General features: G+C 41.6%; 26 protein-coding genes and 1 riboswitch. Of the genes, 19 read left to right on the top strand and 7 right to left on the bottom strand.

Annotated elements, in window-relative coordinates; all coding sequences use genetic code 11:
• Nucleotides 1-19: 19 nt before the first annotated feature.
• The 17 genes from VIG27_RS08790 (at nucleotide 20) to rsfS (ending at nucleotide 14,710) form a co-directional block, all read left to right on the top strand.
• The gene (locus VIG27_RS08790; protein ID WP_394522117.1) at nucleotides 20-583 is read left to right on the top strand and encodes a UbiX family flavin prenyltransferase; all 564 of its coding nucleotides are present in this window, start codon (nucleotides 20-22) and stop codon (nucleotides 581-583) included.
• A gap of 51 nt (nucleotides 584-634) precedes the next feature.
• Nucleotides 635-1,027, top strand: coding sequence for a hypothetical protein (locus VIG27_RS08785; RefSeq protein ID WP_394522116.1), 393 nt, complete (start codon nucleotides 635-637; stop codon nucleotides 1,025-1,027).
• Between the two features lie 88 nt (nucleotides 1,028-1,115).
• Nucleotides 1,116-2,912 (top strand): methyl-accepting chemotaxis protein, encoded by a 1,797-nt coding sequence (locus VIG27_RS08780; RefSeq protein ID WP_394522115.1) that lies wholly within the window; start codon nucleotides 1,116-1,118, stop codon nucleotides 2,910-2,912.
• A gap of 44 nt (nucleotides 2,913-2,956) precedes the next feature.
• Nucleotides 2,957-3,162: riboswitch (cobalamin riboswitch) on the top strand.
• 230 nt (nucleotides 3,163-3,392) lie between these two features.
• Entirely contained in the window at nucleotides 3,393-4,412 is a 1,020-nt protein-coding gene (locus VIG27_RS08775) for an ABC transporter substrate-binding protein (RefSeq protein ID WP_394522114.1), read from the top strand.
• Nucleotides 4,409-5,479: a FecCD family ABC transporter permease gene (locus tag VIG27_RS08770; RefSeq protein ID WP_394522113.1), complete on the top strand. Its 1,071-nt coding sequence runs from the start codon at nucleotides 4,409-4,411 to the stop codon at nucleotides 5,477-5,479. Before VIG27_RS08775 ends, VIG27_RS08770 begins: the two co-directional genes overlap by 4 nt.
• Before the next feature lie 25 nt (nucleotides 5,480-5,504).
• A complete protein-coding gene (locus tag VIG27_RS08765) occupies nucleotides 5,505-6,257 on the top strand; it encodes an ABC transporter ATP-binding protein (RefSeq protein ID WP_394522112.1) in 753 nt (250 codons plus the stop codon).
• Between the two features lie 215 nt (nucleotides 6,258-6,472).
• Nucleotides 6,473-8,338, top strand: a complete 1,866-nt coding sequence (locus VIG27_RS08760; protein WP_394522111.1) for a TIGR03960 family B12-binding radical SAM protein — start codon at nucleotides 6,473-6,475, stop codon at nucleotides 8,336-8,338.
• Nucleotides 8,322-9,032 (top strand): TIGR03936 family radical SAM-associated protein, encoded by a 711-nt coding sequence (locus VIG27_RS08755; RefSeq protein ID WP_394522110.1) that lies wholly within the window; start codon nucleotides 8,322-8,324, stop codon nucleotides 9,030-9,032. The genes VIG27_RS08760 and VIG27_RS08755 overlap by 17 nt, the downstream gene beginning before the upstream one ends.
• Nucleotides 9,025-10,212, top strand: a complete 1,188-nt coding sequence (locus VIG27_RS08750; protein WP_394522109.1) for a ribonuclease E/G — start codon at nucleotides 9,025-9,027, stop codon at nucleotides 10,210-10,212. Before VIG27_RS08755 ends, VIG27_RS08750 begins: the two co-directional genes overlap by 8 nt.
• 187 nt (nucleotides 10,213-10,399) lie before the next feature.
• Entirely contained in the window at nucleotides 10,400-10,708 is a 309-nt protein-coding gene (gene rplU / locus VIG27_RS08745) for a 50S ribosomal protein L21 (protein ID WP_394522108.1), read from the top strand.
• Between the two features lie 2 nt (nucleotides 10,709-10,710).
• Complete coding sequence (locus VIG27_RS08740) at nucleotides 10,711-11,049, top strand: ribosomal-processing cysteine protease Prp (protein WP_394522107.1); 339 nt, start codon at nucleotides 10,711-10,713, stop codon at nucleotides 11,047-11,049.
• Between the two features lie 3 nt (nucleotides 11,050-11,052).
• Entirely contained in the window at nucleotides 11,053-11,343 is a 291-nt protein-coding gene (rpmA, locus tag VIG27_RS08735; protein WP_394522106.1) for a 50S ribosomal protein L27, read from the top strand.
• Nucleotides 11,344-11,510: 167 nt separating this feature from the next.
• Nucleotides 11,511-12,794 carry a GTPase ObgE gene (gene obgE / locus VIG27_RS08730; protein ID WP_394522105.1) on the top strand — a complete coding sequence of 428 codons (1,284 nt, stop codon included), beginning with the start codon at nucleotides 11,511-11,513 and terminating at the stop codon, nucleotides 12,792-12,794.
• Nucleotides 12,795-12,808: 14 nt separating this feature from the next.
• On the top strand, nucleotides 12,809-13,105 hold the full coding sequence (gene yhbY / locus VIG27_RS08725; RefSeq protein WP_394522104.1) for a ribosome assembly RNA-binding protein YhbY: 297 nt from the start codon (nucleotides 12,809-12,811) through the stop codon (nucleotides 13,103-13,105).
• Nucleotides 13,106-13,140: 35 nt separating this feature from the next.
• Nucleotides 13,141-13,758 carry a nicotinate-nucleotide adenylyltransferase gene (gene nadD / locus VIG27_RS08720; RefSeq protein WP_394522103.1) on the top strand — a complete coding sequence of 206 codons (618 nt, stop codon included), beginning with the start codon at nucleotides 13,141-13,143 and terminating at the stop codon, nucleotides 13,756-13,758.
• Nucleotides 13,755-14,348, top strand: coding sequence for a bis(5'-nucleosyl)-tetraphosphatase (symmetrical) YqeK (gene yqeK / locus VIG27_RS08715; RefSeq protein ID WP_394522102.1), 594 nt, complete (start codon nucleotides 13,755-13,757; stop codon nucleotides 14,346-14,348). The genes nadD and yqeK overlap by 4 nt, the downstream gene beginning before the upstream one ends.
• On the top strand, nucleotides 14,348-14,710 hold the full coding sequence (gene rsfS / locus VIG27_RS08710; RefSeq protein ID WP_394527465.1) for a ribosome silencing factor: 363 nt from the start codon (nucleotides 14,348-14,350) through the stop codon (nucleotides 14,708-14,710). The genes yqeK and rsfS overlap by 1 nt, the downstream gene beginning before the upstream one ends.
• 158 nt (nucleotides 14,711-14,868) lie before the next feature.
• Here rsfS and lexA read toward each other — a convergent pair whose 3' ends face one another.
• Nucleotides 14,869-15,489, bottom strand: coding sequence for a transcriptional repressor LexA (gene lexA / locus VIG27_RS08705; RefSeq protein WP_394522101.1), 621 nt, complete (start codon nucleotides 15,487-15,489; stop codon nucleotides 14,869-14,871).
• A gap of 174 nt (nucleotides 15,490-15,663) precedes the next feature.
• On the opposite strand from lexA, the gene VIG27_RS08700 reads away from it, so the two are divergent.
• Both VIG27_RS08700 and ytvI read left to right on the top strand, forming a co-directional pair.
• Nucleotides 15,664-15,969 carry a LysM peptidoglycan-binding domain-containing protein gene (locus VIG27_RS08700; RefSeq protein ID WP_394522100.1) on the top strand — a complete coding sequence of 102 codons (306 nt, stop codon included), beginning with the start codon at nucleotides 15,664-15,666 and terminating at the stop codon, nucleotides 15,967-15,969.
• Nucleotides 15,970-16,555: 586 nt separating this feature from the next.
• Entirely contained in the window at nucleotides 16,556-17,617 is a 1,062-nt protein-coding gene (ytvI, locus tag VIG27_RS08695; protein ID WP_394522099.1) for a sporulation integral membrane protein YtvI, read from the top strand.
• 73 nt (nucleotides 17,618-17,690) lie between these two features.
• Here the strand turns inward: ytvI and VIG27_RS08690 are convergent, their stop codons facing one another.
• From VIG27_RS08690 to VIG27_RS08665, 6 genes are all read right to left on the bottom strand, one after another.
• On the bottom strand, nucleotides 17,691-18,293 hold the full coding sequence (locus VIG27_RS08690; RefSeq protein WP_394522098.1) for a DedA family protein: 603 nt from the start codon (nucleotides 18,291-18,293) through the stop codon (nucleotides 17,691-17,693).
• Nucleotides 18,294-18,832: 539 nt separating this feature from the next.
• Nucleotides 18,833-19,888 (bottom strand): tyrosine-type recombinase/integrase, encoded by a 1,056-nt coding sequence (locus tag VIG27_RS08685; RefSeq protein ID WP_394522097.1) that lies wholly within the window; start codon nucleotides 19,886-19,888, stop codon nucleotides 18,833-18,835.
• Nucleotides 19,889-20,593: 705 nt separating this feature from the next.
• The gene (locus VIG27_RS08680) at nucleotides 20,594-22,123 is read right to left on the bottom strand and encodes an LCP family protein (RefSeq protein WP_394522096.1); all 1,530 of its coding nucleotides are present in this window, start codon (nucleotides 22,121-22,123) and stop codon (nucleotides 20,594-20,596) included.
• Between the two features lie 100 nt (nucleotides 22,124-22,223).
• The gene (locus tag VIG27_RS08675) at nucleotides 22,224-23,816 is read right to left on the bottom strand and encodes a C40 family peptidase (protein WP_394522095.1); all 1,593 of its coding nucleotides are present in this window, start codon (nucleotides 23,814-23,816) and stop codon (nucleotides 22,224-22,226) included.
• A gap of 101 nt (nucleotides 23,817-23,917) precedes the next feature.
• Nucleotides 23,918-24,772, bottom strand: a complete 855-nt coding sequence (locus VIG27_RS08670) for a Cof-type HAD-IIB family hydrolase (RefSeq protein ID WP_394527349.1) — start codon at nucleotides 24,770-24,772, stop codon at nucleotides 23,918-23,920.
• The gene (locus VIG27_RS08665) at nucleotides 24,769-25,509 is read right to left on the bottom strand and encodes a glycerophosphodiester phosphodiesterase (RefSeq protein ID WP_394527346.1); all 741 of its coding nucleotides are present in this window, start codon (nucleotides 25,507-25,509) and stop codon (nucleotides 24,769-24,771) included. The genes VIG27_RS08670 and VIG27_RS08665 overlap by 4 nt, the downstream gene beginning before the upstream one ends.
• Nucleotides 25,510-25,534: the final 25 nt, after the last annotated feature.

The following is a 25,534-nucleotide window of genomic DNA, read 5'->3' as shown; positions in this document are numbered from 1 at the left end:
AAAAAGAGGATGTGAATCAATGCGAATAATTATTGGAGTTTCCGGTGCTACCGGGGTGATCATGAGCTATTATTTACTTCGCGCGTTAAAAGAAGTGGAAGGCTGTGAGACGCATCTGGTGGTATCTGATTCTGCAAAACTAAGCTGGGAACTGGAAACAGATTTACCGTTTCAGCGGCTGCTTGATTATGCAGATGAATTTTATGATGTGCATAATCTTGCGGCGGCCATTTCCAGTGGTTCCTATAAGACTGACGGTATGATCGTCATGCCTTGCAGCATGAAAACACTGGCGGGCATCGTAAGTGGATATACCGATAATTTACTGATACGTGCGGCAGATGTCTGTATCAAAGAAAACAGAAAAGTTGTCCTATGTACAAGAGAAATGCCACTCAGCAAAATACATCTTCGCAATATGGCGGCGGCCGCTGATTTGGACTGCACAATTATTCCTCCCATGTTGACGTTTTATAATAATCCTCAATCTCTTGATGACCAGATTAATCATGTCGTGGGGAAAGTACTGATGCAGTTTGGGATTGAACATAAAAGCTTTGTTCCGTGGAATGGTGTAAACTGACCAAAACAGAGCATGAGAGAGACGGGGGAAAACGTTTTTAAGAAAGGCTGTATGATTATGATAAGTGAAACCTGTGGAAAAGGGAAACATGTTGTGGAGGTAACGGTTCACGATACAGATGGATGGGGGCTTGTTGTCTTCGTAAGAGGAGGCGAAAAACCCCATCTTGGGGGTGTGGCACTGGCATCACCCGGGGGAAAGGCCCATGGCCAAAAGCTGTCCAGCTGTGATTTATGGACAATTACGGTGCCTGGTCATAAAGATGCAGAACTGGCACAGAAGATCGCAAAAAAAATCTGCAAAGCTTCCGGGGAGCCGGTATCCGTCAGCCTTGGAATCCATGTGGAGCAGGCAGAAGCAAAAGACATAGAGCTTATCTGTATGAATGCAGATGCTGCGGTAACTGCATTTTTACAAAAATATTTAAATAAAAAAATTCAATAGAAACATGAAATCAAGCAAAGCCTGTGAATGAAAACGAAACGCATTAAGAGTAAGTGACGGGTTACCAAAACGCAATGGGAGGTATATTATGAAAGAGAAAAAAGAACCAAAAGTTTTTCTAAAGAAGCTGCCGGTCAAATGGAAGCTTACGGTAGGATTTGGAATTGTATTTATCATATTAGTTGTGTCTATGGCTACTTCAGCCATAAGCATATCCCGTATTGGAGAGCAGGTCAGAATGTACTCAAAATTCACTTACCCGCTTACCACCTATAATTTAACTGCACAGGTCAACATGGTTTCCGTACAGCGGTATCTGGTGATGGCAATCATAGATAAAGAAGTCGGTAAAGATTATCAGGAATCTCTTGACTTATCGGACAAGAGCGTGGAAGGCTTTAAGAAGAACATGGAAGCATTTTCTTCCGGACAGCGCAGTTCAGCCAATGATGAAAACATTGCCCAGGTAATGGAATATGTAACGAAGGCGGAAGCAGCCCGCAAAAAGATTGTTGATCTGATTAAAGATCCAACGAAAAAAGACACAAAAACAGCTTACGCTCTGTTCTATGATGAGTTTGTACCGGCATTCAACCAGATTGCCAAACTCATGGATGACATGAATGCGGCAGGTGCGCAGAAAGAAGCAATACAAGCAAAAACAACCAGCAATATTCTTTCACAGTCCTGGATAACTTTGATTGTTGTTCTGATTTCTGCCATTTTAGCCACTGGGGGTGTGATTTTTGTACTGGTACGTGCCATTCTTACTCCAGTCAGAGAAATTGAAGAAGTATACGGAGAAATGGCAAAAGGAAATCTTCATAAAAAAATCCATTATGAGAGTGAAGACGAACTCGGCCGTATGGCTGCAAGCATTCGGGATACCAACGAAAGACTTACGACATATATCGAAGATATCATTGCAAAGCTGACATCGCTTTCCCACGGGGATATGTGCATTTCCGTTGATTTGGATTATGTAGGAGATTTTGCTGCAATTAAACAGTCCCTGATCAAGACTACAGCGGCACTGAATTCAACCATGTTGGTCATTCAATCATCTGCGGACCAGGTTAATTCCGGTGCCGGACAGGTTGCAGACGCATCCCAGGCACTTGCTTCAGGCGCCACAGAGCAGGCCGCCACCATAGAGGAATTGTCCTCTGCCATTCAAAGCGTAACAGAGAAAGCGGAGAAGAATACTGTCTCTGTGCGTAAAGCCACTGAGTATGTAAAACAGGCTGGAGACGGTGTATTCCAAAGCAATGACTACATGAAAAACCTCAATGCGGCAATGAGGGAGATCAGCCAGTCTTCGGAAGAAATATCCAAGGTTACAAAGCTTGTAGAAGATATTGCATTCCAGACAAACATACTGGCTCTAAACGCAGCTGTGGAAGCAGCCAGAGCAGGAGAAGCAGGAAAAGGCTTCGCAGTGGTTGCGGATGAAGTCAGAAATCTGGCCGCAAAATCTGCAGAAGCAGCGAAACAGACCGCAGACTTGATTTTGAAATCCAACAGCAAGGTATTGGAAGGAGAAAAGATAGCCAACGAAACCCTGTTGCTTTTGGATGAAGTTTCAAAGAAGGCTTCTATGGTTAGTACATCCATAAAGGAAATTGAATCAGATTCCTTAGATCAGACGGAGGCAATCGTACAGATCAACCAGGGATTATCACAGGTGTCTGCAGTGGTGCAGACCAATGCGGCTACTGCAGAGGAAAGCTCTGCCTCCAGTGAGGAACTGACCGCACAGGCCGAAGTCCTGCGGGATGAACTCGCTAAGTTTAAACTTTCTACCAATAGATCGGTTCCAGTGAGGGACTCTGTACCGGCAGAAGATATTTCATACCGTTCAGAGAATTCATTAGGAAAGTACTAGATTGACTTGACATTATAATTTTTATAAGTTATCATACCTATGAATTTCATAGAAAGAATTACGGTTCGGCCATGTGCCGATTAATAGAGAAGCCAGGTGAGATTCCTGCATAGTCCCGCTGCTGTGATAGCGTTGGTTTTTTTGTGGATGATTCCAGCCACTGAGAGAGATCTTGGGAAGGTAAAAAAACTGCTGAGGAACAAATCAGAACGCTTAAGTCAGAAGAACTGCCGTAGTTTCCAGTGATTTCCTCGCGGATGACGATGGGAACAGCGATTATGGATCATGTCAGGAACGGACAAGGTATTGTTTTTGTACGCCTGATGATGGATTCGTTGTTCGAATAGGTTAATACCCTTAGTATTTGCGGTTCAGGCAAATGCTAAGGGTTTTTATTTTGTGTTTTCCGGTTGAAATCCTGACTATGGATCATAGGATATATCCTATATCAATCATGAAGCAAGAAAAAGGAGACCAAAGATGAAAAAGAAAATGATTGCCCTGGCAGCTGTCCTGGCACTGTCCCTCACAGGCTGCGGGGAAAAACCAGCCTCTTCCGTTACGGCCTCAGTAAATGGTACAGAGTCCTCTTCGCCGGAAGCAGGGAGCACAGAGGAATATGGGGAGGTGGTTATAAAAAATGGGGACAGGACCATTACCTTTACCTCCATGCCCCAAAACGTGCTCTGCTGTAATCTTTACAGTGCGGAAAATATGGTTATGCTTGGACTGGAGGATTATATAGCCGGAAAGAATGTTCCGGCAAACAAAGCGGAAGCGCCTCTCCCGGAACTGGAAGAAAAATTCCGTTCCATTAAGGAGATAGATACTTCCCATGAGAATGCGGTGGCATTGGATACGGATCTGATCATCGGACAGATCAGTTCTTTCCAGGAAAGCAAGTGGGGCAGCTATGAGATGTTTGAGAGCAAGGGAATTAACTGCTATACCATAACCGGCACCATTGTGGAAAATGAAACCATAGAAGATGTTTACACAGACATTGAAAATCTTGGCAAAATATTTAAGGTGGAAGACCGGGCACAGGCGTTGGTCGCACAGATGAAGCAGGAAATTGCCGGTGTCCAGAAGGCCGTATCCGGAATCGGGGAAAAAGACAAAGTAAAAGTATTCGTTATGGATAGTTTTAAAGGGAATCAGCTCTATACCACATCAGCGGGACTGCAGAGCAATCTCATTGAGCTGGCAGGAGGAATCAATGTGACCAGAAATATGGCCGATTCCCGCTGGTTTCATACCAGTGTGGAAACCATTGTTCAGACAAATCCTGATATTATCATCTTTAATGATTACGGACAGCAGACCATCGAAGAGAAAATGGCATTTGTCAATGATAATCCAGCCCTTGCTGATGTGACTGCCGTAAAAAAACAGGCGTACCTGACCATACCTCTGGTCGCTGTGATGCAGGACATTCGTGCTTCCCATGCCTGCAAAACCTTAGCGGAATATTTCTACCCGGAGCAGTTTGAAAAATGAGACAGGAAACAAGGAAAAATACAAGAGGAATTCTTTTATTTCCCATCCTGATTTTATTGCTTTTCATTTCAGTATTACTGGTCATTGCCAAAGGCTCTGCAGACATCCCCCTGACTACCGTTTATGGAGTTCTCGCGGATCAGATTTTTCATGGCGGTAAGGAACTGGAAGCCGGACGGTGGACCAGACCGGAGTATCAGATCATCTGGAACATACGGCTTCCCAGGGTTTTGTTTGGTGCCCTGTGCGGGGCGGGTCTTGCATTATGCGGTGCTGTGATGCAGGCTCTCGTCCTTAATCCCATCGCTGATCCCTATGTTCTTGGAATTTCATCAGGAGCATCATCTGGGGCGGCATGTGCCCTCCTTCTCCCTATTCCGTTTTTTAACGGCCAGTACCAAACCACATTTATGGCTATGATGGGGGCGGTCGTTTCCACGGTACTGGTCTATACCATGGCAAAGGTTGCAGGAGGAGGAAGGCTTCGTCCTGTTACATTATTGCTTTCTGGTACAGCCATAAATGCGGTCATGAGTGCGGTGACAGGCTTCCTTATCTTTATTGCGAAAAGTTCCGAGAGCATTGCTGCCGTTTATAACTGGCAGATGGGAAGCCTGGCTGCGTCCCAGTGGACCACGCTTGGGGGACCGGCCTTTGGAGTATTGACCGGACTGGTCCTCTGTATCTGGCAGGCAGGCAACTTAAACATCATGATGATGGGAGACGAGGATGCAGCCGCACTCGGTCTGTCGGTAAAGCATTTCCGGATTGGGATGTTTTTGGTATGCTCGGTCATTGTAGCTTCTCTTGTTTCCGTTACAGGAATCATAGGGTTTGTAGGGCTGGTAGTTCCCCACGTCGTACGGATGCTGGTCCGCTCCAGCAACAACCGGTTTGTAGTTCCTCTCAGCGCACTGGTCGGCTCCATTTATCTGATCTGGGCGGACAGTATGGCCCGAAGCGCTTTCGGGTCCGCAGAACTTCCCATCGGAATTATCACAGCCTTTGTAGGTGCGCCCTTTTTTCTATATTTGATGATCCGGAAAAATTACGGAGCACAGGATTAAATGAATCGGTTATTAAAGGAGAGATATGAAAATAGAATATCGTGACATCTGCGTCCGTCTGGGAGGAAAAAAAATCCTGCATCGTGTGAACTTAGAGGCTGAAAGCGGTAAAATAACAGGGATCATCGGACCCAATGGCTGTGGGAAATCTACGTTATTGAAGACGACCCTTGGCATATATCCAAAGGATTCCGGGGATATTTTTCTCGATGGGTCTTCACTTAACGGTTACAGCAACAAACAGCTTGCATCACTCTATGGATATGTGGGTCAGGAGAGCAGCTGTATCTTTGACTTTACCGTCTATGAAATCGTTTCTATGGCCGTTTCTACAAAAGGTAAAAAGAGAAAAAGAACAGAAACGGATATTGTAATGGATTCTTTAAAACGGCTGGGAATCGCTTCTATGAAGGACCGGAACATTCAAAATCTCTCAGGCGGAGAAAGAAAAATGGTTTTTATAGCCAGAGCCTTTGCCCAGAACGTGGATACCATTATTCTTGATGAACCTACCAATCACCTGGATATCAGGCACCAGCTATTTATTTTGGATACGTTGAAACGCAGTAAAAAAACCATTATAATTGTACTACATGATTTGCGGCTTGCCGCCCATTATTGCGACTGCCTTTATCTGATGGACCAGGGAAAAAATGTGTGTCATGGAAAACCAAAAGAAGTATTAAAGAAAGAAACGGTCCGCCGGGTATTTGGTGTGGACGGGTTTGCCTTTGAAAAAGAAGATGGAACCCTGGATTTTGATTTGCAGATGAATTAGCTGAAACCGCCAATTGCGAGGGCTCGTAGTTGGCGGTTTTCCAGCTTTTTATTGAGTGCATTTTACCAAATAGTGTTGCTTAATCCCCCAAAGTACTTTATAATTATGCAGTATATTATGAAATAACAGGTAAATCTCCTGTTGTATTTTGTATCCCTGCCACAATGCACCAATCATAAAATGTGAACCATTCACATGTAAAAAAAGGAATTACCATGAAAAAATTAGCTTTAAGTGATGAAATCTTAATGAAAATCGAGAAACCTGCACGCTATATCGGCAATGAGTTCAACATGGCCAAAAAGGATCCGGCTGCGGTGGAGGTTCGTTTTGCCATGTGTTTCCCTGATGTATATGAAATTGGAATGTCTCATCTGGGAATGCAGATTTTATATGATATGTTCAACCGCAGAGATGATATTTACTGCGAACGTATTTTTTCCCCGTGGACCGATCTGGATAAGATTATGCGGGAACAGAACATCCCTCTTTTTGCCCTGGAATCACAGGACCCAATAAAGGAATTTGATTTTATCGGAATCACGCTTCAGTATGAGATGAGTTATACCAACATCCTGCAGGTCCTTGACTTAGGCCAGATTCCGCTTCATACCGCAGACCGCAGAGAGGAAGATCCAATCATTATCGGCGGCGGGCCATGCGCTTATAATCCCGAACCTTTGGCCGAGTTTTTTGATCTGTTTTATATTGGCGAAGGAGAAACCGTCTATTTTGACCTGATCGACCGCTACAAGGAAAATAAGAAAAACGGCGGAAGCCGCAAAGAATTTCTTGAGATGGCCGCTGAAATAGAGGGCATCTATGTTCCTGCTTTTTACGATGTATCATACAACGAAGACGGTACCATTAAAAGCATGAAGCCGAACAATCCTCATGCAAAAGAAAAAGTCAGAAAACAGCTGGTAACGAATATGGACGATGCTTTCTATATTGAAAAACCCATTGTTCCTTTTATAAAAGTTACCCAGGACCGTGTGGTGCTGGAGATCCAGAGAGGCTGTATCCGCGGCTGCCGTTTCTGCCAGGCCGGTAACGTATACCGCCCGTTAAGAGAACACAGCCTGGAGTATTTAAAGGATTACGCCTATAAATTATTAAAAAGCACCGGACACGAGGAAATTTCCTTAAGCTCTTTAAGTTCCAGTGATTATTCTCAATTAGAGGGAATTGTGAATTTCCTTATTGATGAATTTAAGGACAAAGGGGTGAATATTTCTCTTCCATCTCTTCGAATTGATGCTTTTTCCCTGGAGGTTATGAGCAAGGTCCAGGATATCCGCAAAAGCAGTCTGACATTTGCGCCGGAAGCGGGGTCGCAGCGGCTTCGAGATGTTATCAACAAAGGGTTGACCGAAGAAGTCATATTAAAAGGTGCCAGTGAAGCATTTCAGGGCGGTTGGAACCGGGTCAAGCTTTATTTTATGTTAGGTCTGCCAACTGAAACCGTAGAAGATATGGAAGGCATTGCCGAGTTATCTGAAAAAGTTGCAGAAACTTATTATGAAATTCCAAAGGAACAGAGAAACGGAAAGGTTCAGGTAGTCGCAAGCTCCTCCTTCTTTGTACCAAAGCCGTTTACTCCTTTCCAGTGGGCAAGAATGTGTACAAAAGAGGAATTTTTAGAAAGAGCCTACATTGTCAAGGACAAGTTCCGGACAATGCTGAATAAAAAGAGCCTGAAATACAATTATCATGAAGCGGATTTGACCGTTTTGGAAGGTGTACTGGCACGAGGCGACAGAAAAACCTCTGCTTTGATCGAAGAAGCCTATAAAAACGGTGCCATTTATGATTCCTGGGGAGAGCACTTTAAAAATGATATCTGGATGAAAGCCTTTGAAAGCTGCGGACTTGATCCGGATTTCTATACCACAAGAGAAAGGGACTTAGAGGAAGTATTCCCCTGGGATTTCATTGATTCCGGAGTGACCAAAGAATTTTTAAAAAGAGAATGGCAGAACGCCATCGGCGAAAAAGTAACTCCCAACTGCCGGCAGCATTGTACCGGGTGTGGAGCCATGAGTTTCAAAGGAGGGATCTGCTATGAAGCTAAGAATTAAATTTTCCAAACATGGACCTGTAAAGTTTATCGGACATCTGGATGTGATGCGTTACTTCCAAAAGGCCATAAGAAGAGCAGGCATTGATATTAAATACAGCGAAGGGTTCAGCCCTCATCAAATCATGTCCTTTGCGGCACCTTTGGGCGTAGGACTTACAAGCAATGGAGAATACATGGACATTGAAGTGAATTCCATGACGGATACCAAAACCCTGATGGACCAGTTAAATGCTGCCATGGTTGACGGAATCCATATTTTGGAATGCCGCATCTTAGAGGAACGTGCGAAAAATGCCATGTCTCTGGTAGCTGCCGCTGACTATACCCTGACGTTTCGAGAGGGAAAACAGCCGGAGGATAAGGACGGATTTTTTAAGGGGCTGGAAGCATTTATCAATCAGCCTCAGATCGTTATAATGAAGAAAACCAAAAAAGGGGAGAAGGAGGTTGACATTAAGCCAGGAATTTACCAGCTTTCTGTCAATGACGAAACCATCTTCATGAAAGTATCTGCCGGTAGTGCGGATAACTTAAAACCGGATCTGGTGATGGAGGCTTATTATAACTTCCTGGGGCTTCCTTTGCCTGAATTTGCATTTCATGTTCAGAGAGAGGAAGTTTATGCCAATACCGGAGACGAAGAGAACCGTATCCTTGTGCCTCTGGGCCAATTAGGTGAGTCCTGTGAGTAAGCTGATTATAACAAGATGGAACGGCTCTGTTCTCACCCTCCTTCATTCTGGAAAAGAAGCGATACAGATTCAAATCGAATCAGAAGAGAACCAATCTGTTCTTGGCAATATCTATATTGGAAAAGTGAATAAAATTGTAAAAAATATTAACGCTGCCTTCGTAGATATGGGACAGGGGCAGATGGGGTATCTAAAACTCGGCGATAATATGGTCCATTTTGCAGACGGCCGCCCTTGCGGCACAAAACTGCGGCAGGGAGATGAGATCATCGTTCAGGTTGAACGTGATGCTGTGAAATCCAAAGCACCGGTCCTCACCGGAAACTTAAATATCACAGGCCGTTATTTTGTTTTGACTTCAGGAAAAAAGCAGATCGGTTTTTCCTCTAAGATCACGGATCAGGCATGGAAGCAGAAGTTGAAGTCTCAACTGGAACCTGTAAAAGGGGAGGACTTCGGAATTATTGTAAGGACCAATGCCCACGGTGCTTCGGAGGAGGAACTTCAGAACGAACTGAAAGACCTTATGGATACCCTTGAGAAATTATTAAAAGATGCCAGATACAGAACCTGCTACAGCTTGCTGTACAGTGCCGCACCTTCGTATTTGACCGGCTTAAGAGACAGTTTTAAATCCACGCTTGAGGCTGTGGTCACAGATGAACCTGATATTTATGAAGCTGTGAAAGATTATCTGGTTCAGAACCAGCCGGAGGATTTGAACCTTCTGGTTTATTATGAAGATCCGCTGCTTCCCCTTTCAAAGCTTTACCGGATTGATAAAACTCTGGAAGAGGCATTGGGGAAAAGAGTCTGGTTAAAATCAGGCGGTTATCTGGTGATTGAACCAACAGAAGCGCTGACCGTTATTGATGTAAATACCGGAAAGTATTCCGGAAAGAAAGAGATGCGGGATACGATCATGAAGATTAATCTGGAATCTGCAGAAGAAATCGGACATCAGCTCCGGCTGAGAAATTTATCCGGAATCATAATCATTGATTTCATTGACATGGATACGGAGGAAGACAGGAACAGACTGGTCACACGGCTTACGGATATTCTGTCAAAAGATCCGGTCAAAACAACGGTTGTGGAGATAACGAAGCTGAATCTTGTGGAAGTCACCAGAAAAAAAATACGAAAACCTCTATACGAGCAGATTTCCCAAATGCCATAAAAAGAATGCAAATTAAATTCATTTAACTGCATTTGCTTAAAAACCTGATTTAATTTTGCATAAAAAAATATTGACATAACTGCCATAGAATGCTATATTAATTAAGTATGCCGCACAATGAGGTCTAAAAGTTTTCATAATTTATGAAACACCGAAGTTGGCGAGTAATGATAATAGGAGGTGCCATATGTACGCGATTATTGCAACAGGTGGAAAGCAGTACAAAGTAGCGGAAGGCGATATCATTAAAGTAGAGAAGCTTGGTGTTGACGCTGGCGAAGCTGTCACATTTGATCAGGTTCTTGTTGTAAACAATGGTGAATTAGCAGTTGGTTGCCCAACCGTAGCAGGTGCTACCGTAACCGGTACAGTTGTGAAGGAAGGCAAAGCTAAGAAGATTATTGTTTACAAGTATAAGAGAAAGTCCGGATACCATAAGAAAAACGGTCACAGACAGTCTTATACACAGGTTAAGATCGAAAAGATCAATGCTTAATTATGATTAGAGTAACCGTATTTGTTGATTCAGAACAGAATTATACAGGAATTCAAATGGTAGGACATGCAGGTCTTGCAGATGATCCTCAGGATGGACAGGAACTTGTCTGTGCTGCAGTATCAGCTCTTACATTCAACATGTCCAACAGCGTAGAGCAATTTACAGAAGATTCCTTTGAAGTAGATCAGGAAGAAAAGACAGGTGCTTTTCATTTCCGTTTCACTTCATCGATTAGTTCCGAGTCACGACTCCTTATGAATTCTCTCATATTTGGTTTACAGGATATTGAGGAGGAATATGGAGAACCATATATTAAAATCCGATTTAAGGAGGTGTAAGTTATGTTAAAAATGAACCTTCAATTTTTCGCTCATAAAAAGGGTGTTGGTTCTACCAAAAACGGTAGAGATTCCGAGTCCAAAAGATTAGGTGCCAAAAGAGCTGATGGTCAGTTTGTATTAGCAGGCAATATTCTTTACAGACAGCGTGGAACTCATATCCATCCAGGCATCAACGTAGGCCGCGGCGGTGATGATACATTATTCGCTTTAGTGGATGGCGTTGTTAGATTTGAGAGAAAAGGCAGAGACAAAAAGCAGGTTTCTGTTTATCCAAAAGTAATTAACGAATAATTGGACCGGCTTCATACCTTACGTATGGAGCCGTTTTTTACGATACAGATAATAAATTTATCTGTATCTTCCTATTTTCGATGCTCATGTTCAATTTAGTTTTTATCCTCTTAAGAACGAGGTGGAACCTAAATTTCAGATAAAGTAGAAAGGGAACAGGTGAATGAATGTTTGCCGATAGAGCAAAAATATATATTAGATCCGGAAAAGGCGGCGATGGCCATGTCAGCTTCCGGAGAGAACTTTACGTTCCGTGCGGAGGCCCTGATGGCGGCGATGGCGGCCGGGGCGGTGACATCATATTTGAAGTGGAGGACGGACTCAATACCTTAACGGATTTTCGCCACATCCACAAATATTTAGCAAAAGACGGAGAACCCGGCGGAAAACGCCGGTGTCATGGAAAAGACGGGGAAGACCTGGTGATAAAAGTTCCGGAAGGCACTGTTATCAAGGATTTTGAATCCGGGAAAGTCATTGCGGATATGTCCGGAGAAAACCGCCGGGAAGTGATATTAAAGGGCGGCAGAGGCGGCCAGGGCAATATGAACTTTGCGACGCCCACCATGCAGGCTCCCAAATATGCCCAGCCAGGACAAGCGGCTCAGGAGCTTTGGGTTCAGCTGGAATTAAAAGTAATTGCCGATGTGGGGCTGGTTGGTTTTCCGAACGTAGGAAAGTCGACGCTCTTATCCAGAGTCAGCAATGCCAAACCTAAGATTGCCAACTATCATTTTACGACTTTGAATCCCCATCTGGGTGTGGTTGATCTGGCCGAAGGCAAAGGCTTTGTTATGGCCGACATTCCAGGACTTATTGAAGGTGCTTCTGAAGGGGTTGGATTAGGACATGATTTTCTCCGCCATATTGAACGTACCAGAGTATTGGTTCACGTGGTGGATGCTGCCTCCACAGAGGGCAGAGACCCCATTGCGGATATCCATGCCATTAACAAGGAATTAGAAGCCTATAACCCAGAGCTTTTAGAACGTCCTCAGATCATTGCTGCCAATAAGACCGATGCGATTTTTGATGAAGATGAGAATCCCGTTTTGAAGTTAAAAGCAGAATTTGAACCTAAGGGAGTAAATGTATATCCTATATCTGCAGTAAGCGGACAAGGGGTAAAAGAGCTGTTATTTGCCATTTATGAGCTGCTTCAGACGGTAAACCTAAGTCCTGTTATTTTTGAAAAGGAATTTGATTTGAAGGGGCTGAGAAACGTCTTGCTGCCTTATACCGTAGAAGTAACAGAAGATGGCGTCTACGTGGTGGAAGGGCCAAGAATTGATAAAATGCTGGGATATACCAACTTGGAATCAGAAAAAGGCTTCCGTTTCTTCCAGAACTTCTTAAAAGAAAACGGAATATTAGATGAACTGGAACGGGCAGGAATCAAAGAGGGCGATACTGTCCGAATGTATGGTCTGGAATTTGACTATTACAAGTAAACAAGGAGAATATTATGACAAGTAAGCAGAGATCCTATTTAAAAGGATTGGCGATGAATATAGATCCGATTTTCCAAATTGGAAAATCAAGCCTGACTCCGGAGATAACCAATGCAATTGCTGAGGCACTGGAAGCCAGGGAATTAATAAAAATAACTGTATTGAAAAATTGTCTGGATGATGGCAGTACCATTGCTGCGGTTCTGTCAGAGCGTACCCGTTCAGAAGTCGTTCAGGTGATTGGAAGGCGTATTGTCCTTTATAAGCAGGCAAAAGAGGAAGCAAAGAGAAAAATCGCACTTCCTAAATAATCCTGCTTCATTATCCGGTCAAGGAGTCGAAGATTATGGGGAATATAGGGATTATGGGCGGAACATTTGATCCGATTCACAATGGGCATCTGATGCTTGGAGAGCAGGCATATCTTGAATATAATCTTGATGAAATATGGTTTATGCCCTCCGGGAATCCGCCTCATAAGAAAAATCATCATGTGACTGCGCCGGATCAGCGTCTGGCCATGACGGTGGCCGCTGTAGAGGGGCGTCCGGGGTTTGTCAGCTCGGATTTTGAGTTAAGACGGAATGGGAACACCTATACCGCACAGACATTAAGGCTGCTTCGCAAGGCATATCCGGAACATACCTATTATTTTATCGTAGGAGCTGATTCTCTTTATGAGATTGAGAAATGGTATGAACCCGATCAGGTACTGACTCAGGCAGTTTTATTGGCTGCAAAGCGGGAATACGACGCGAAGAACCGTTCTATGGAACTTCAGATTGATTATTTAAACAATAAATATCATGCGGATATCCGAATGCTCCATTGCAGGGAAATGAATGTTTCGTCTGCGGAACTACGTGAGAAGGTTTCTAAAGGAGAGTCTATTGCCGACTATGTACCGGAGAAAGTTTTGGCATATATCCGTGCCCACAATTTATATCAGGAGATGAAGAAGTGAAAGAAATTATTTTAAATCTGAGAAATGAATTGAGGGGGAAATTAAGCCCGCAAAGATATGAACATACCATAAGTGTCTCATTTATCTGTATGGCTCTGGCAATGAAATACGACAGTGATTTGGATCAAGCTGAATTAGCTGGATTGCTTCATGACTGTGCAAAGTATTTAGGAGACGGAGAAATTATAAAAAAATGCCAAAAACATGGTATAGAATTAACAGACGATGAACGAAAAGCACCGGCAGTGCTTCATGCCAAATATGGAGCATGGATGGCACAATATAAATATGGAATTGAAGATTCAGAAATTCTTGATGCCATAAGATGGCATACTACCGGAAGGCCAGATATGTCCTTGCTGGAGAAAATTGTGTTTATAGCCGATTATATTGAGCCGAGACGTGACAAAGCCGGGGACCTGCCTGTGGTACGCTCTATGGCTTTTATAGATTTAGATGAATGTGTTTATCTGATTCTAAAAAGTACCCTGGAATATTTGAGGGGTAAAAAATGTTTTGTGGATTCTATGTCTATGAAGGCATATGCTTATTATGAGCGGATTCACAGGGAAAAGAAGGGAGAACAATGATGAATCAGTCAGTTGAAATGGTAAAAACCGCATATCATGCGTTATCAGATAAAAAAGGGGAGGATATTAATGTCATTGATATCCATAATGTATCGGTAGTAGCAGATTACTTTATTATCGCAAGCGGTACAAATGCAAACCAGGTTCAGGCTATGGTTGACAATGTGGAAGAGGAGCTTGGGAAAAAGGGATATATCTGTAAGCAGGTAGAAGGGTATCGGTCTGCTAACTGGATCTTAATGGATTATGGCGATATTATTGTTCATGTTTTCGACCGTGACAATCGCTTGTTCTACGATTTGGAAAGAATCTGGAGAGATGGAAAGACCATTGATATTAAGGAATTGGATTCTTTAAAATAAATATATCTATTGGATAAAAAAGCGGCTCAACGTATGTAAGCCGCTTTTATTATTTTTGTTCAATAATAATAAAAAAGATAATAATAAAAAATTTGAATTTATAGTTTACATAAAGTATTTATGTAAACTATTAGCACTGATCTTTCATTCATCCTTAACTAATGAATTCCTAAACGGAATAAACCGATCACCTTACCAAGGATTTCCACATGATCTACAATAATAGGTTCCATAGAATCATTCTCCGGCTGAAGACGGTAATGGCCATTTTCTTTAAAAAAGCGCTTTACTGTAGCGGAATCCTCCACCAATGCAACAACGATCTCTCCATTGGCTGCGGTAGGACAGTGTTCCACAATTATCTGATCGCCTTCCAATATACCTGCATTAATCATACTGTTTCCCCTTACCTTCAGCATGAAGGTTTCTCCGTTAGGTAAAAGTTCCGAAGGAATAGGATAATAATTTTCAATATTTTCCTCCGCATAAAGGGGCTGACCAGCTGCTACGGTTCCTAAAACAGGAACATTCACCAGCTCCCTGCGGGTCAGATTAAAACAATCATCAATAATTTCAATGGTTCTTGGTTTGGTCGGATCTCTTCTTATGTATCCTTTTTCCTCCAGTGTCTCCAAATGGGAGTGCACGGAAGATGTTGATTTCAAATGGACCGCTTCACAAATTTCCCTGACTGCGGGGGGATAACCCTTCTTTAAAATCGTCTGTTTTATATATTCTAAAATCTCCTGTTGCTTGGGTGTTATCTTTTCTTGTGCCATAGCACAGCCTCCTCAATCCTTTATCATTAAATCTATAGTAACATATGTTCGAAGAAAATGCAAACCTTTGTTCGAAAAAATACAAAACGAATTGACAAACATATGTTTGGATGATATTATTTTTATACGAACCAGAACATATGTTCCTGCTATATGTTATAAGGAGGTATCTGTATGATAAGGCATTTAATTGTACTGTTATTAATTACGTTACTGGGGTCCCGTGCATTTGGCAGTTTCCCGGTAAAAAACTCTGCCGCTGCTTTTGATGCTGAAGCAATCGAAAGATATTACACCAGTATTCAAATCCGGCAAGGAGACAGTTTATGGAGCATTGCTGGCAAATATAAAGGAAACAGCGGGCTTACGGTTGAACAATATGTAAAGGAATTAAAGAACATCAATGGATTAAAGGAAGATACGATTCACAGCGGACATTATTTGACCGTAATGTATTTTACCCCTGAACAGGCTCCTTAATATTCGTTCTGCAATATTTTTAAGGAACATACCGAAATTCGTTGATTTTATAACGATAATAATTTAGAATAAAGGCAGTATGATTGGTCGGGGTCAGAATAATTCTTATGGTTGAGAAATTCAATAGGATAGGAGTGTGTTGTTTGATCTTATAATTCATTTAAATTAAGAATATAACCATAGCCTGAGTTCAGATTAGATGTTAAGTTCAAACCATTCCACATATCCATTTTACATATCTTTTCTTATTTGTGAAGATTTTTTAGATGGTTTTATTAATGCATTATTGGTTATTAATTTACAAATAAAGGGTATAACTAAAAGATAGAATTGAAGCAAACATTTTGTATTCCAAAAATAGTTTCACTTAAAGTAAACAGACGGGAAAGAGGTACTTCTTGACATCGGTGGAATAAGCGTTATAATACAACCAGGGATTCCGAAGAGAGAAGGTAATATTTCTTGCAGCTAGTTATTTAATTGCATTTTAAGTTAAAGTATTGTCTATAATGGGTTTTAGTGGTTGTAAAAATCATTATCGGGTATTGGACTTACGAATGTTAATAACAGAAAGGTATAGTGATACATGAGTTTAGAAAAGCAGAAGGCATTTATTATTCATTGTATATTTGCGTTTATATTATTAATGATCGTATATGCAGGAGTTAAATATGTTTTTCCCCTCTTAATGCCATTTGTAATTGGATTAATCATCGCCATGGTATTTCGTAAACCCATTGATTTATTATCTGAGAAATTTAAAATTAAAAGGACGTTTGTCTCTATTTTAGTTCTGCTGATATTTTACAGTATTGTTGTATTAATTATCAGCCTGATCGGTGTCAGATTTTATCAGTTTATTAGTACTTTATTTAATAACCTGCCTTCTTTATACAAAGGAACTCTTCAGCCGGCGCTATTATCATTTACGGATAATTTGTCTGCCAGATTTCCTAGTATTAAAGATTATCTGGATAATTTTATTAATAATATTGGACAGTCCATATTTACTTATATCTCCAATATCTCCACAAAAGTAGTATCAACAGTAACCGGATTAGCAGGCCAAGTTCCGTCTTTGCTGATAAAAGTGATTTTCACCATTGTTTCCTCCTTCTTTTTTACCATTGATTACTATAAATTAAGTAAATTTATTTTGCGTCAGTTTGGAAATGAACGCAGAGAGATTATAATCCATTTAAAAGATAATGTGGTTGGTTCCTTGAGCAAGTTCATTCGGGCATATGCATTGATCATTTCCATCACATTTATAGAGTTATCCATCGGCTTTACAATTATGGGAATACCTACACCGTTTCTCATAGGTTTGATTGTTGCTGTTATCGATATATTACCGATCCTCGGTACCGGAGCAGTTCTTTTACCGTGGTCCATTATTGGCTTTTCCATGGGAGATACACGGGTTGGAATCGGCATGTTGATTCTATATGTCTTTATTACGGTAGTAAGGCAGATTCTTGAGCCTAAAATCATTGGACAGCAAATTGGTCTTCATCCAATAGTAACCTTGATACTAATGTTTGTAGGTGTTCAATTAATGGGGATTTTAGGATTGTTTATGCTTCCAATTATTGCAACCATTCTTGTTAAACTTAATAAAGAGGGTAGTATCCATTTATTTAAATAAATATGGTCTTTCATGGCTTTTTCTAATGAAGCAGGCAGAAACTTATCCGTCTCTGCCTGCTTCATAAAAAGATTTATTTGCGTTTTTTAACAAACCATACAATAACACCAACGCCGATGACAGCCAAGACTCTAACCGTTACGTGGGAGTAAACATCCATATACTTAACAATGAGCTCCCAACGGGAACCCGCAAAAGCACCAAGAAATACAAGAACGATATTCCATATAAAGGTCCCCAGGGTTGTATAAACAAAGAATTTACCCATATGCATTTTAGCCATACCTGCTGGTATGGATATTAAACTGCGTATGAGCGGGATAAAGCGGCAAAAGAATATGGTTGATGTCCCTCTCTTTTCAAACCAGCCTTCCGCACGTTTGATATCAGCTCTTTTTAATCTAAGAATATGCCCCCATTTATTAATCAGCAGCTCCAGCTTCTCCACTGGCAGCAATAAACCAATGCTGTAAAGAACGCAAGCACCGACAACTGAACCGATGGTTGCAAACAGAACGACTAGCCATTTATTCATATCGGTATATGTGGTCATAAAGCCGCCAAAAGTCAGAATCAACTCTGATGGGATAGGGGGGAATATGTTTTCGATTGCTATAAGTAATGCAATTCCTAAGTACCCAAATTGATCCATTGTATTAATTATCCATTCCTGCATTTTAAAATCCTTTCCTGATGTATCCTTTTTGCTGTGCATTTAATATCTGAGAGAAAAAATCTGCAGACATTGAATAAGCATCAGCGCGAAACCTACTAAGTTAGTACGCTAATGCTTAATTTAATTATTGTTATTATATTGGATAAAAAAGTATTTTTCAATACCTGTTCATTAAAGTTTACTATATTATATCTTAACTATAACTTAATAAATAGCTGCAACGTCTATCAACACCGAAAAAACTGATGTACGGAGTGATTTAGAATAGATCTTACAATGGTATTTGTATTTTAGTGTTCAAAGTCCGCCCAGTATTTTGGGGATCATAGTTATTAAAAAGCGTTCCCCATCGTCAAATACCCATGTTTTCTATAACAACAATTCGCTTCATTGGTTCATCTTTTATTTGACAATAGAAGCTGGGATTATCACCTTTTAAAAAGTAATGTATGGCGATGCTGGGTATTGCATCAGGAAACGATCTGCAAACGGCATTAAGAGTGATACGACTCCTTATATTTACTTATTTAACAGGTTCATTAACTTTCACGTAATTTGACCTTGTTTCTTGCGCTTCGGCGCCGTTCATCCTCTATGGCTGCATAATGCTTCTTTGTCGTATTAACATCTGAGTGGCCAAGAACATCTGCAACTAAATAAATATCACCGGTTTCTTTGTATAAGCTGGTTCCATAGGTGCTGCGCAGTTTGTGCGGAGTGATTTTTTTTAACGGAGTAACAAGTCTGGAATATTTTTTTACCAGGTTTTCTACACTCCGGACTGCAATGCGTTTTTTCTGAAGCGAGAGGAAGAGTGCATTTTCATGGCCCTCCTGGGGGATCACCATATTACGTTCTTCCAGATAATCAAGCAAAGCATCTTCGACCTCTGAACCAAAATAAACCATGACTTCTTTGCCGCCTTTTCTGACAATACGAATTCCTCCGTTTTTAAAATCAATATCTTCCAAATCCAGCCCAACACATTCCGATACACGGATTCCTGTACCAAGCAGCAGCGTCAGGAGTGCCAGATCACGTACCTTTGTTTTTGCATGATAAGATTTTTGCTTATCAGTCAGAGCATCACCGCTTTCTACTTCATCAAGCAGAAGAGCAACTTCATCCACATCCAATCGGATAATATCTTTTTCATGAAGCTTTGGCAGCTGAACAAGCGCGGCGGGATTGTTTTGGAGCCGTTCATTTCGATAATAATAATTATAGAAGCTTTTCAACGAAGAGATTTTTCTCATAATTCCCCGTTCTTTATTGGTTACCTGTTGGTTTTTATCATTAAAACGATATTTCAAATACTCCATATATTCTTCAATATCCACAACCTTGAGATTATCCAAAGTATCAAGGGGTATATTCTGCATATCAGTCTTGAAAAGAGAAGGATTTTCTTTCTGTAAGAAATCAAAAAAGACTTTTAAATCATAGGCGTAAGCGATTCTTGTACGCGATGACGTACGCGGCTCAATACCACGAAAAAAATCTCCACAGAAACGGGGGAGTTCTTTGATTAATTCTCTAAGGTGCTTTACATTTTCAATATCTTTTTGCTGATGATAGGATAGAGGGGCACTCATTAATTCACCTCATTTCTTTTATAATAGTAAAACGGATTGTCAGTAAAAAAATAGATATAGCCCCAAATTATAAGAATATTGGGTGCGATTCTAGGATAATAGGGGGTTGCCTGTATGTGTATTTGTATAAATAATATAAATAATATAAAAAATATAATTAGATATATTAAGATCAATAACTCAGATACATTTAATTATTTAAGTTATTGATTTAAAGGCAGTTCGATTTCATTATAATATAAATATCAGTAAATGTGTATGTGTAGTAATGGTTAGGCAAAGAGATTATAGCACCTAAATCAACCAGATAATCTGTGCCGAGAGAGAAAAGATTACTTAGCACCATAATAAAATAATTAATAAACGAAATATATAGTTACGTTTGCTTACTCCCCCAACTATTCGTTAAACTAGACTTTCGCGAATAGTTGGGGATGCCTGTATTATTAAACACATAAAACCGCTAAAATAAATTTTATATAAAACATCTACTTCACACCTACTTAATAATCCCCGGAAAAATCATTCCCCAATACTGCTATTATACCGTTCGATAACTTAATTTCTACAACAACACAAAATGCTCACTCCACATTGCATTGCATATTGAACTACTTTTTTTTAAATCATTAACAGCTAAATCCATATGAGCCATTTGCGGGCATGCATCCCAGACGAATATCTCGCTTTATTATTCTATTTTTATTACATTACTCCCGGACCGGCTTCTTCGTTCTCTTGATCTTGCGGCTCGGTCTCCCCTGCAGGATTTTCCTTTGACTCTTCTTGCTTTTCTTTCTTATTTTCCTTAGTTTCTTTGGGTTCCTGTATATCGGCACCTGGACCCACGAAACTGCCGTCTCCGTTGGTTGGAGCCTCGGTCGTCTCCGGTTCTTTGGTCTCTTGCACGGTTTCTCTTGTACTTTCCGCAGTTGTTTCAGGTATTGTTTCCGCGGTTGTCTCTGTAGGAGCTTCCGTTTGCGGCGCGGCTGTAGCCCCTGAACCGGAAGTTTTTTTCTTTTTGCTGTTTTTGGAGCTTCCTCCGGAGGGGGCATTTTTCCCTGGCTCAGAAATTCCACTTTCTTTGGCAATTTTGCTGCTGATATTTTTAACCGTTGATGAGGGAGTATAATCGGTTATGCCGTAAAGGAATTGCTGAAGCTGGATCACGTTGCTCTCCAGCGTTGTGGGTATGACACAATCCATACGCCCGATCTTCATAGAAGTACGGGAAAATGGAAAGCCAACCGTTTCACCAATGTGGTATTTGCTGATCCCTTTGGCGATTGACAGCACATCATTGATCCCAATGCTGGTGGATATCTGAGGAAATACCGAAGATACCAATGCGCTTCGTGTTGCAAAATCAGCATTTTTAGCTTTTTCCATCGCCAGATTCACCACTTTTCGCTGACGCTCTGTCCGGTTAAAATCCGTATCCATAAGACGTAATCTGGCATATGCCACTGCTTGTACTCCATCTAAATGATTCATGCCGGCATGCTTTAACTGATACGAACCGATTCCGGTTGAATTTACTGTCTCAGTAATAAATCCATTAATGTATTTAAACTCCGGATCTGTGATCTCTAAGTCAATTCCACCCAGAATATTGATGGCGTTGGCAACAGACTTCCAGTTAAATGTGGCATAGTCATCAATGTTAAGATCCAGATTTTCATTTAATGCTTCCATCGCCTGCTTGTGGCCGCCTTTAAAATAGGCTTCATTGATTTTATGATAAGTCCCTTTGCTGTTGATTTTTAAATATGTATCCCGGTAAACAGATACCAGCTTTATCTCTCCGTTAGCTTTATTGATGTTACAGAGCATTATAACATCGGATAAAGCGCCCTTTTCCAGATTCCCGTCTCTGGAATCCACACCGAAAACGGCAATGGTCCAAAATCCCTTCTGGTGGGTACGCTGCTTCAGCAAAAAGAAACCGGCAAAAATTACCAAAACAAGGATCGCAAGTTCCATGAATATGACACGCCTTTTATTCCTTCGCTTCCGCTTCTTTTGTGCATTTCGACTCTGCACGCTTTGCGGGCCTGTACGACGCGCCCTGGGGTTTCTGCCATCCCCTTCGCTGTAATAAGTCCTGTCCCCTCTTGCCGCCTGCTGCGGGTGCTTTCTTTGTGTTGACCGTTCAGATCCGCTGCTCCTCCCGCTTTTGCTGTTTCTCCGTTTTTTCCGGGCACGCATCCGGTCTAATTCATCCTCATAGTCCATGATTGAATCATCTATCCTTTCCCATATTGTCTTAGGCAGACTCTGTTTTATTTTACCAGAAATGCAATTGTGAGTTCTTGCTTTTCTCTTAATTTTTTTATCAATCGATCAATTTTCTGTAATAGGGCCAGTTGGCACTCATGGTAGTCACAGTGACATTGTTTACCAATGCACTGGATTCATGGATTACAGTCATAGATCCATCGCTTTCCCAGCAAAGAAACATTACTACATGGCCTTCCTCTCCTGTTTTTAAAATGATATCTCCTGGCTGCAGATCATTTCTATGAATCGCCGTTCCCACAGATGCCAGTCCAGATGTGCTTTCAGACGAAAGACGTTTATTTATGGCAGACCAGTATACCCAGCTGATCCAACCGGAACAATCCAGACCCTTCATGGCCCTGCCCTTTTCATCCGGTGTTACGAGTGCCCCGAAATGATTCTTTTCATAATCGGCAGAAGCAGGTTTTCCGCCCCAATAATAAGGAACTCTTCCTACGGAGGACAATGCATAATGAATCACCTTTCGCCTGTTCTCAGAAAGATGTTCGGGGAGACGGTCCATATAGTGATCAATTTCTTCATAGGAAAGCGGATTTGTAATAAAAGAAGGGGTCAGAGTCAGACCGTAAGCTTCCGTCCAATCCTGATTGGCCAGGTTTATGGCACTGTTTTTGGTCTCTTCTGTCCATCCGGGCCAATGTACGGCATCATTTGGAGCATTGCCTATGGTATCTAAGGAGAAAAGTCCTTTTTTCGTATCTGATAAGCCTGCAATGACGGCCTTTACATGGAGATCCACATGCCCTGGACATAAATTTTCTGCAGAAGTCTCCGCCGGCTCCGTTGGCTGGGGGTCCTCTTTCACCGTCTCGGATTCCTTTAAAGCAATACCAGGACCGATTTCCTTTGCCGAATCCGTTTTATTACTGTAGATCACCTGTGAAGAATCTTCTGACGGAGATTCCATGGCTTCGGAGGTCTCCGGCGGCTCTGCCTTCTCTGCCTGTGAGGGAGTAGCCTCTTTAGCCGAAGAAGACTCAGCCAAGTTTCCTTCAAGGGAACCATCGCAATAATAAATATCACTGATGGAATACTGAAAGCTGTGGGAGTTTTCCCATAGCTGATTGGCGTAATTTAAAAAAGCATCGTAATCTTCCGGTGCTGTATAATAAAAATATGTATTGGCCATGGACATGATTTCCTGAATGTTGGATCGGGGAGAAATCTGTTTTCCCTTTTCGTCATAGAAGGTAATGTCTACTTTTTCAAAAGAAAGATCTTTCAAAGAAGCAGACGGCATTCCAAGGCTTGCAGCCACCTTTTGGGGGCTTTTATTGGCCAGTTGGTATAGGGAGGCCAGCCAGGCAGAATCTTTCAGAGACAACGCTTCTGCTGCCTCTGTTCCCAGGCTTTTTTCCTGACTGTCTCCTTCCCCATAAAGGAATGCCAGATTCAGTGCGGTAAGGGAAGGGACATAAGGGGCAGGTGTCTCCTGACTTTTTTCTGCCTGGGTGGGAAGTTTTTGGATTCCACTTGCCGTTTCCCGTGAAGATTCATTGGCAAGCGCAACCAAAGGTCTGTCATAAATGGAAATATAAGATTGGGAGAATCTGCAAAGACTGCTTCCCAAAAGAGCCATTATTATGGCGGCGGAGATCTGTATGTTTGCTGTTTTTTTTCGTTTCATCTTATCGTTCCTGTAATTTTTCTTCTAACGATAGAACTATAGCACAACACAGCGGTAAAATACAGATCAAAAGATTTAATAGTTTATTAAGATTGATAAGTTCAGCAGACTGCTGCTTCTGAAAGAATAAGGGCTTCTATGGCAAACGCTACCCCATCTTCCTCATTGGTTCTTGTTGTAAGCCGTGTGCTACGTTTAATAAGATCGGAAGCATTTCCCATCGCAATGGTATATCCAATGGGAAGACTTAACATGGACAAATCATTTTCACTGTCACCAATGGCCAGAATCTCTCTCGGATGTATTTTGGATTTTATAGCGTATTCCATGAGAGCAGAACCTTTTTGCGCCTTCTCATGAGTCAGTTCTAAGTTGTTAGGTGCGGAAGAAGCGATGGAAATCCCATTTTCCTTTCCCAGCAAAACCCGGATCTGTTCCAGGACTTCCTGACTTTCGTGAACCACGGACATTTTGTAAATATCGGTACAGGAACTTAACAGTGACTCCTCGGTTGTAAACTTAAAACGGCTTTCAATGGTTTCGTAAGTATGTTCATCCGATACCATTGAGAGAAATATTTTATTTTCAAAACTCTTCTTTAGTTCCTTCCGGCTGGCCGTAGTATAGCTTCCGCCTTCGGTCATAAAATCAAAAATAACAGAATAAGGGCGGCAGATATCAAGAATACGGGTTACCTGACTTTTCAGCAAAGGCTGTTTCCTGAGTTTTTTACCATTCCTGTCAAATACAGAAGCACCGTTCATGCAAATGATATCGCAGGAAATTCCGGCTTCTGCCAGGGGAGCACAGGCATCCCCATAGTTTCTGCCTGTGCAGACAACAAATTGAATGTTTTTTTGTGCAAGTGCCTGAATGACAGTGACATTGTATGGGGACACCTTCCCATAGCGGTTTAATAAAGTTCCATCCATATCGGAGGCGACTAATCGAATCATAGAATAGTTCCTTTCTTATCTACTATTTTTCTGGCGATATCGGGGGTATTGGTGATGATGGCAGCAACCTCCTGCGCTGCAAGGTACTCCATCATGGGTTCATCGTTTACGGTCCATATATGAAGCGGAAGCTTTCTTTTTCTGGAGTTCTTAATCAGCTGGCGATTGGGAAACTGATATACCGGCGGGTGCAGTGCGTCAGCACCAATCAGTCTGGCATAGCCTGTTACATTGATCCACCCGTCAGAAAAAAGAAGCCCGGTGACCGCATCGGGATCTAATTTCTTTATTTTAACAATACTTTTATGGTGGAAGGAAGAATAGATCACTCTATCTTCCATTCCAGCCATTTTTACTTCAGTTAAAACCTTCTCTTCAATGCCTTTGTAGCGGAAAATGCCGGTTTTCAGTTCGATATTGACAGTAAGAGATGTGGGCTTTAACAGCATCAGTACCTCCCCAAGTTCCGGGATCACCGCATCTTTAAATTGCGGATGCAGTTTATTGCAATGGAATTGCTTCAGTTCCTCCAGGGTAAATTCCTTTACATATCCGCTTCCATCGCAGACTCGGTCTATGGTTTCATCGTGAATCACCACCAGTTTTTTATCTTTTGTCAGCTGAACATCCAGTTCAATTCCATCTGCCTTTTGTTTGATTGCCAGTTCAAATGCTTCCAGTGTATTCTCCGGTGCGTAAGCGGAGGCACCTCTGTGTGCCCAAACCTTTGTTTTCATTTGCCAATATCCTTTCTAAGGATTG

Origin of the sequence: Lacrimispora sinapis (assembly GCF_043633585.1) — a bacterium.
Taxonomy (GTDB): Bacteria; Bacillota; Clostridia; order Lachnospirales; family Lachnospiraceae; genus Lacrimispora; species Lacrimispora sinapis.
The sequence above is the reverse complement of the archived record's forward strand: the minus strand, read 5'-3'. Positions and strand labels throughout refer to the sequence as shown.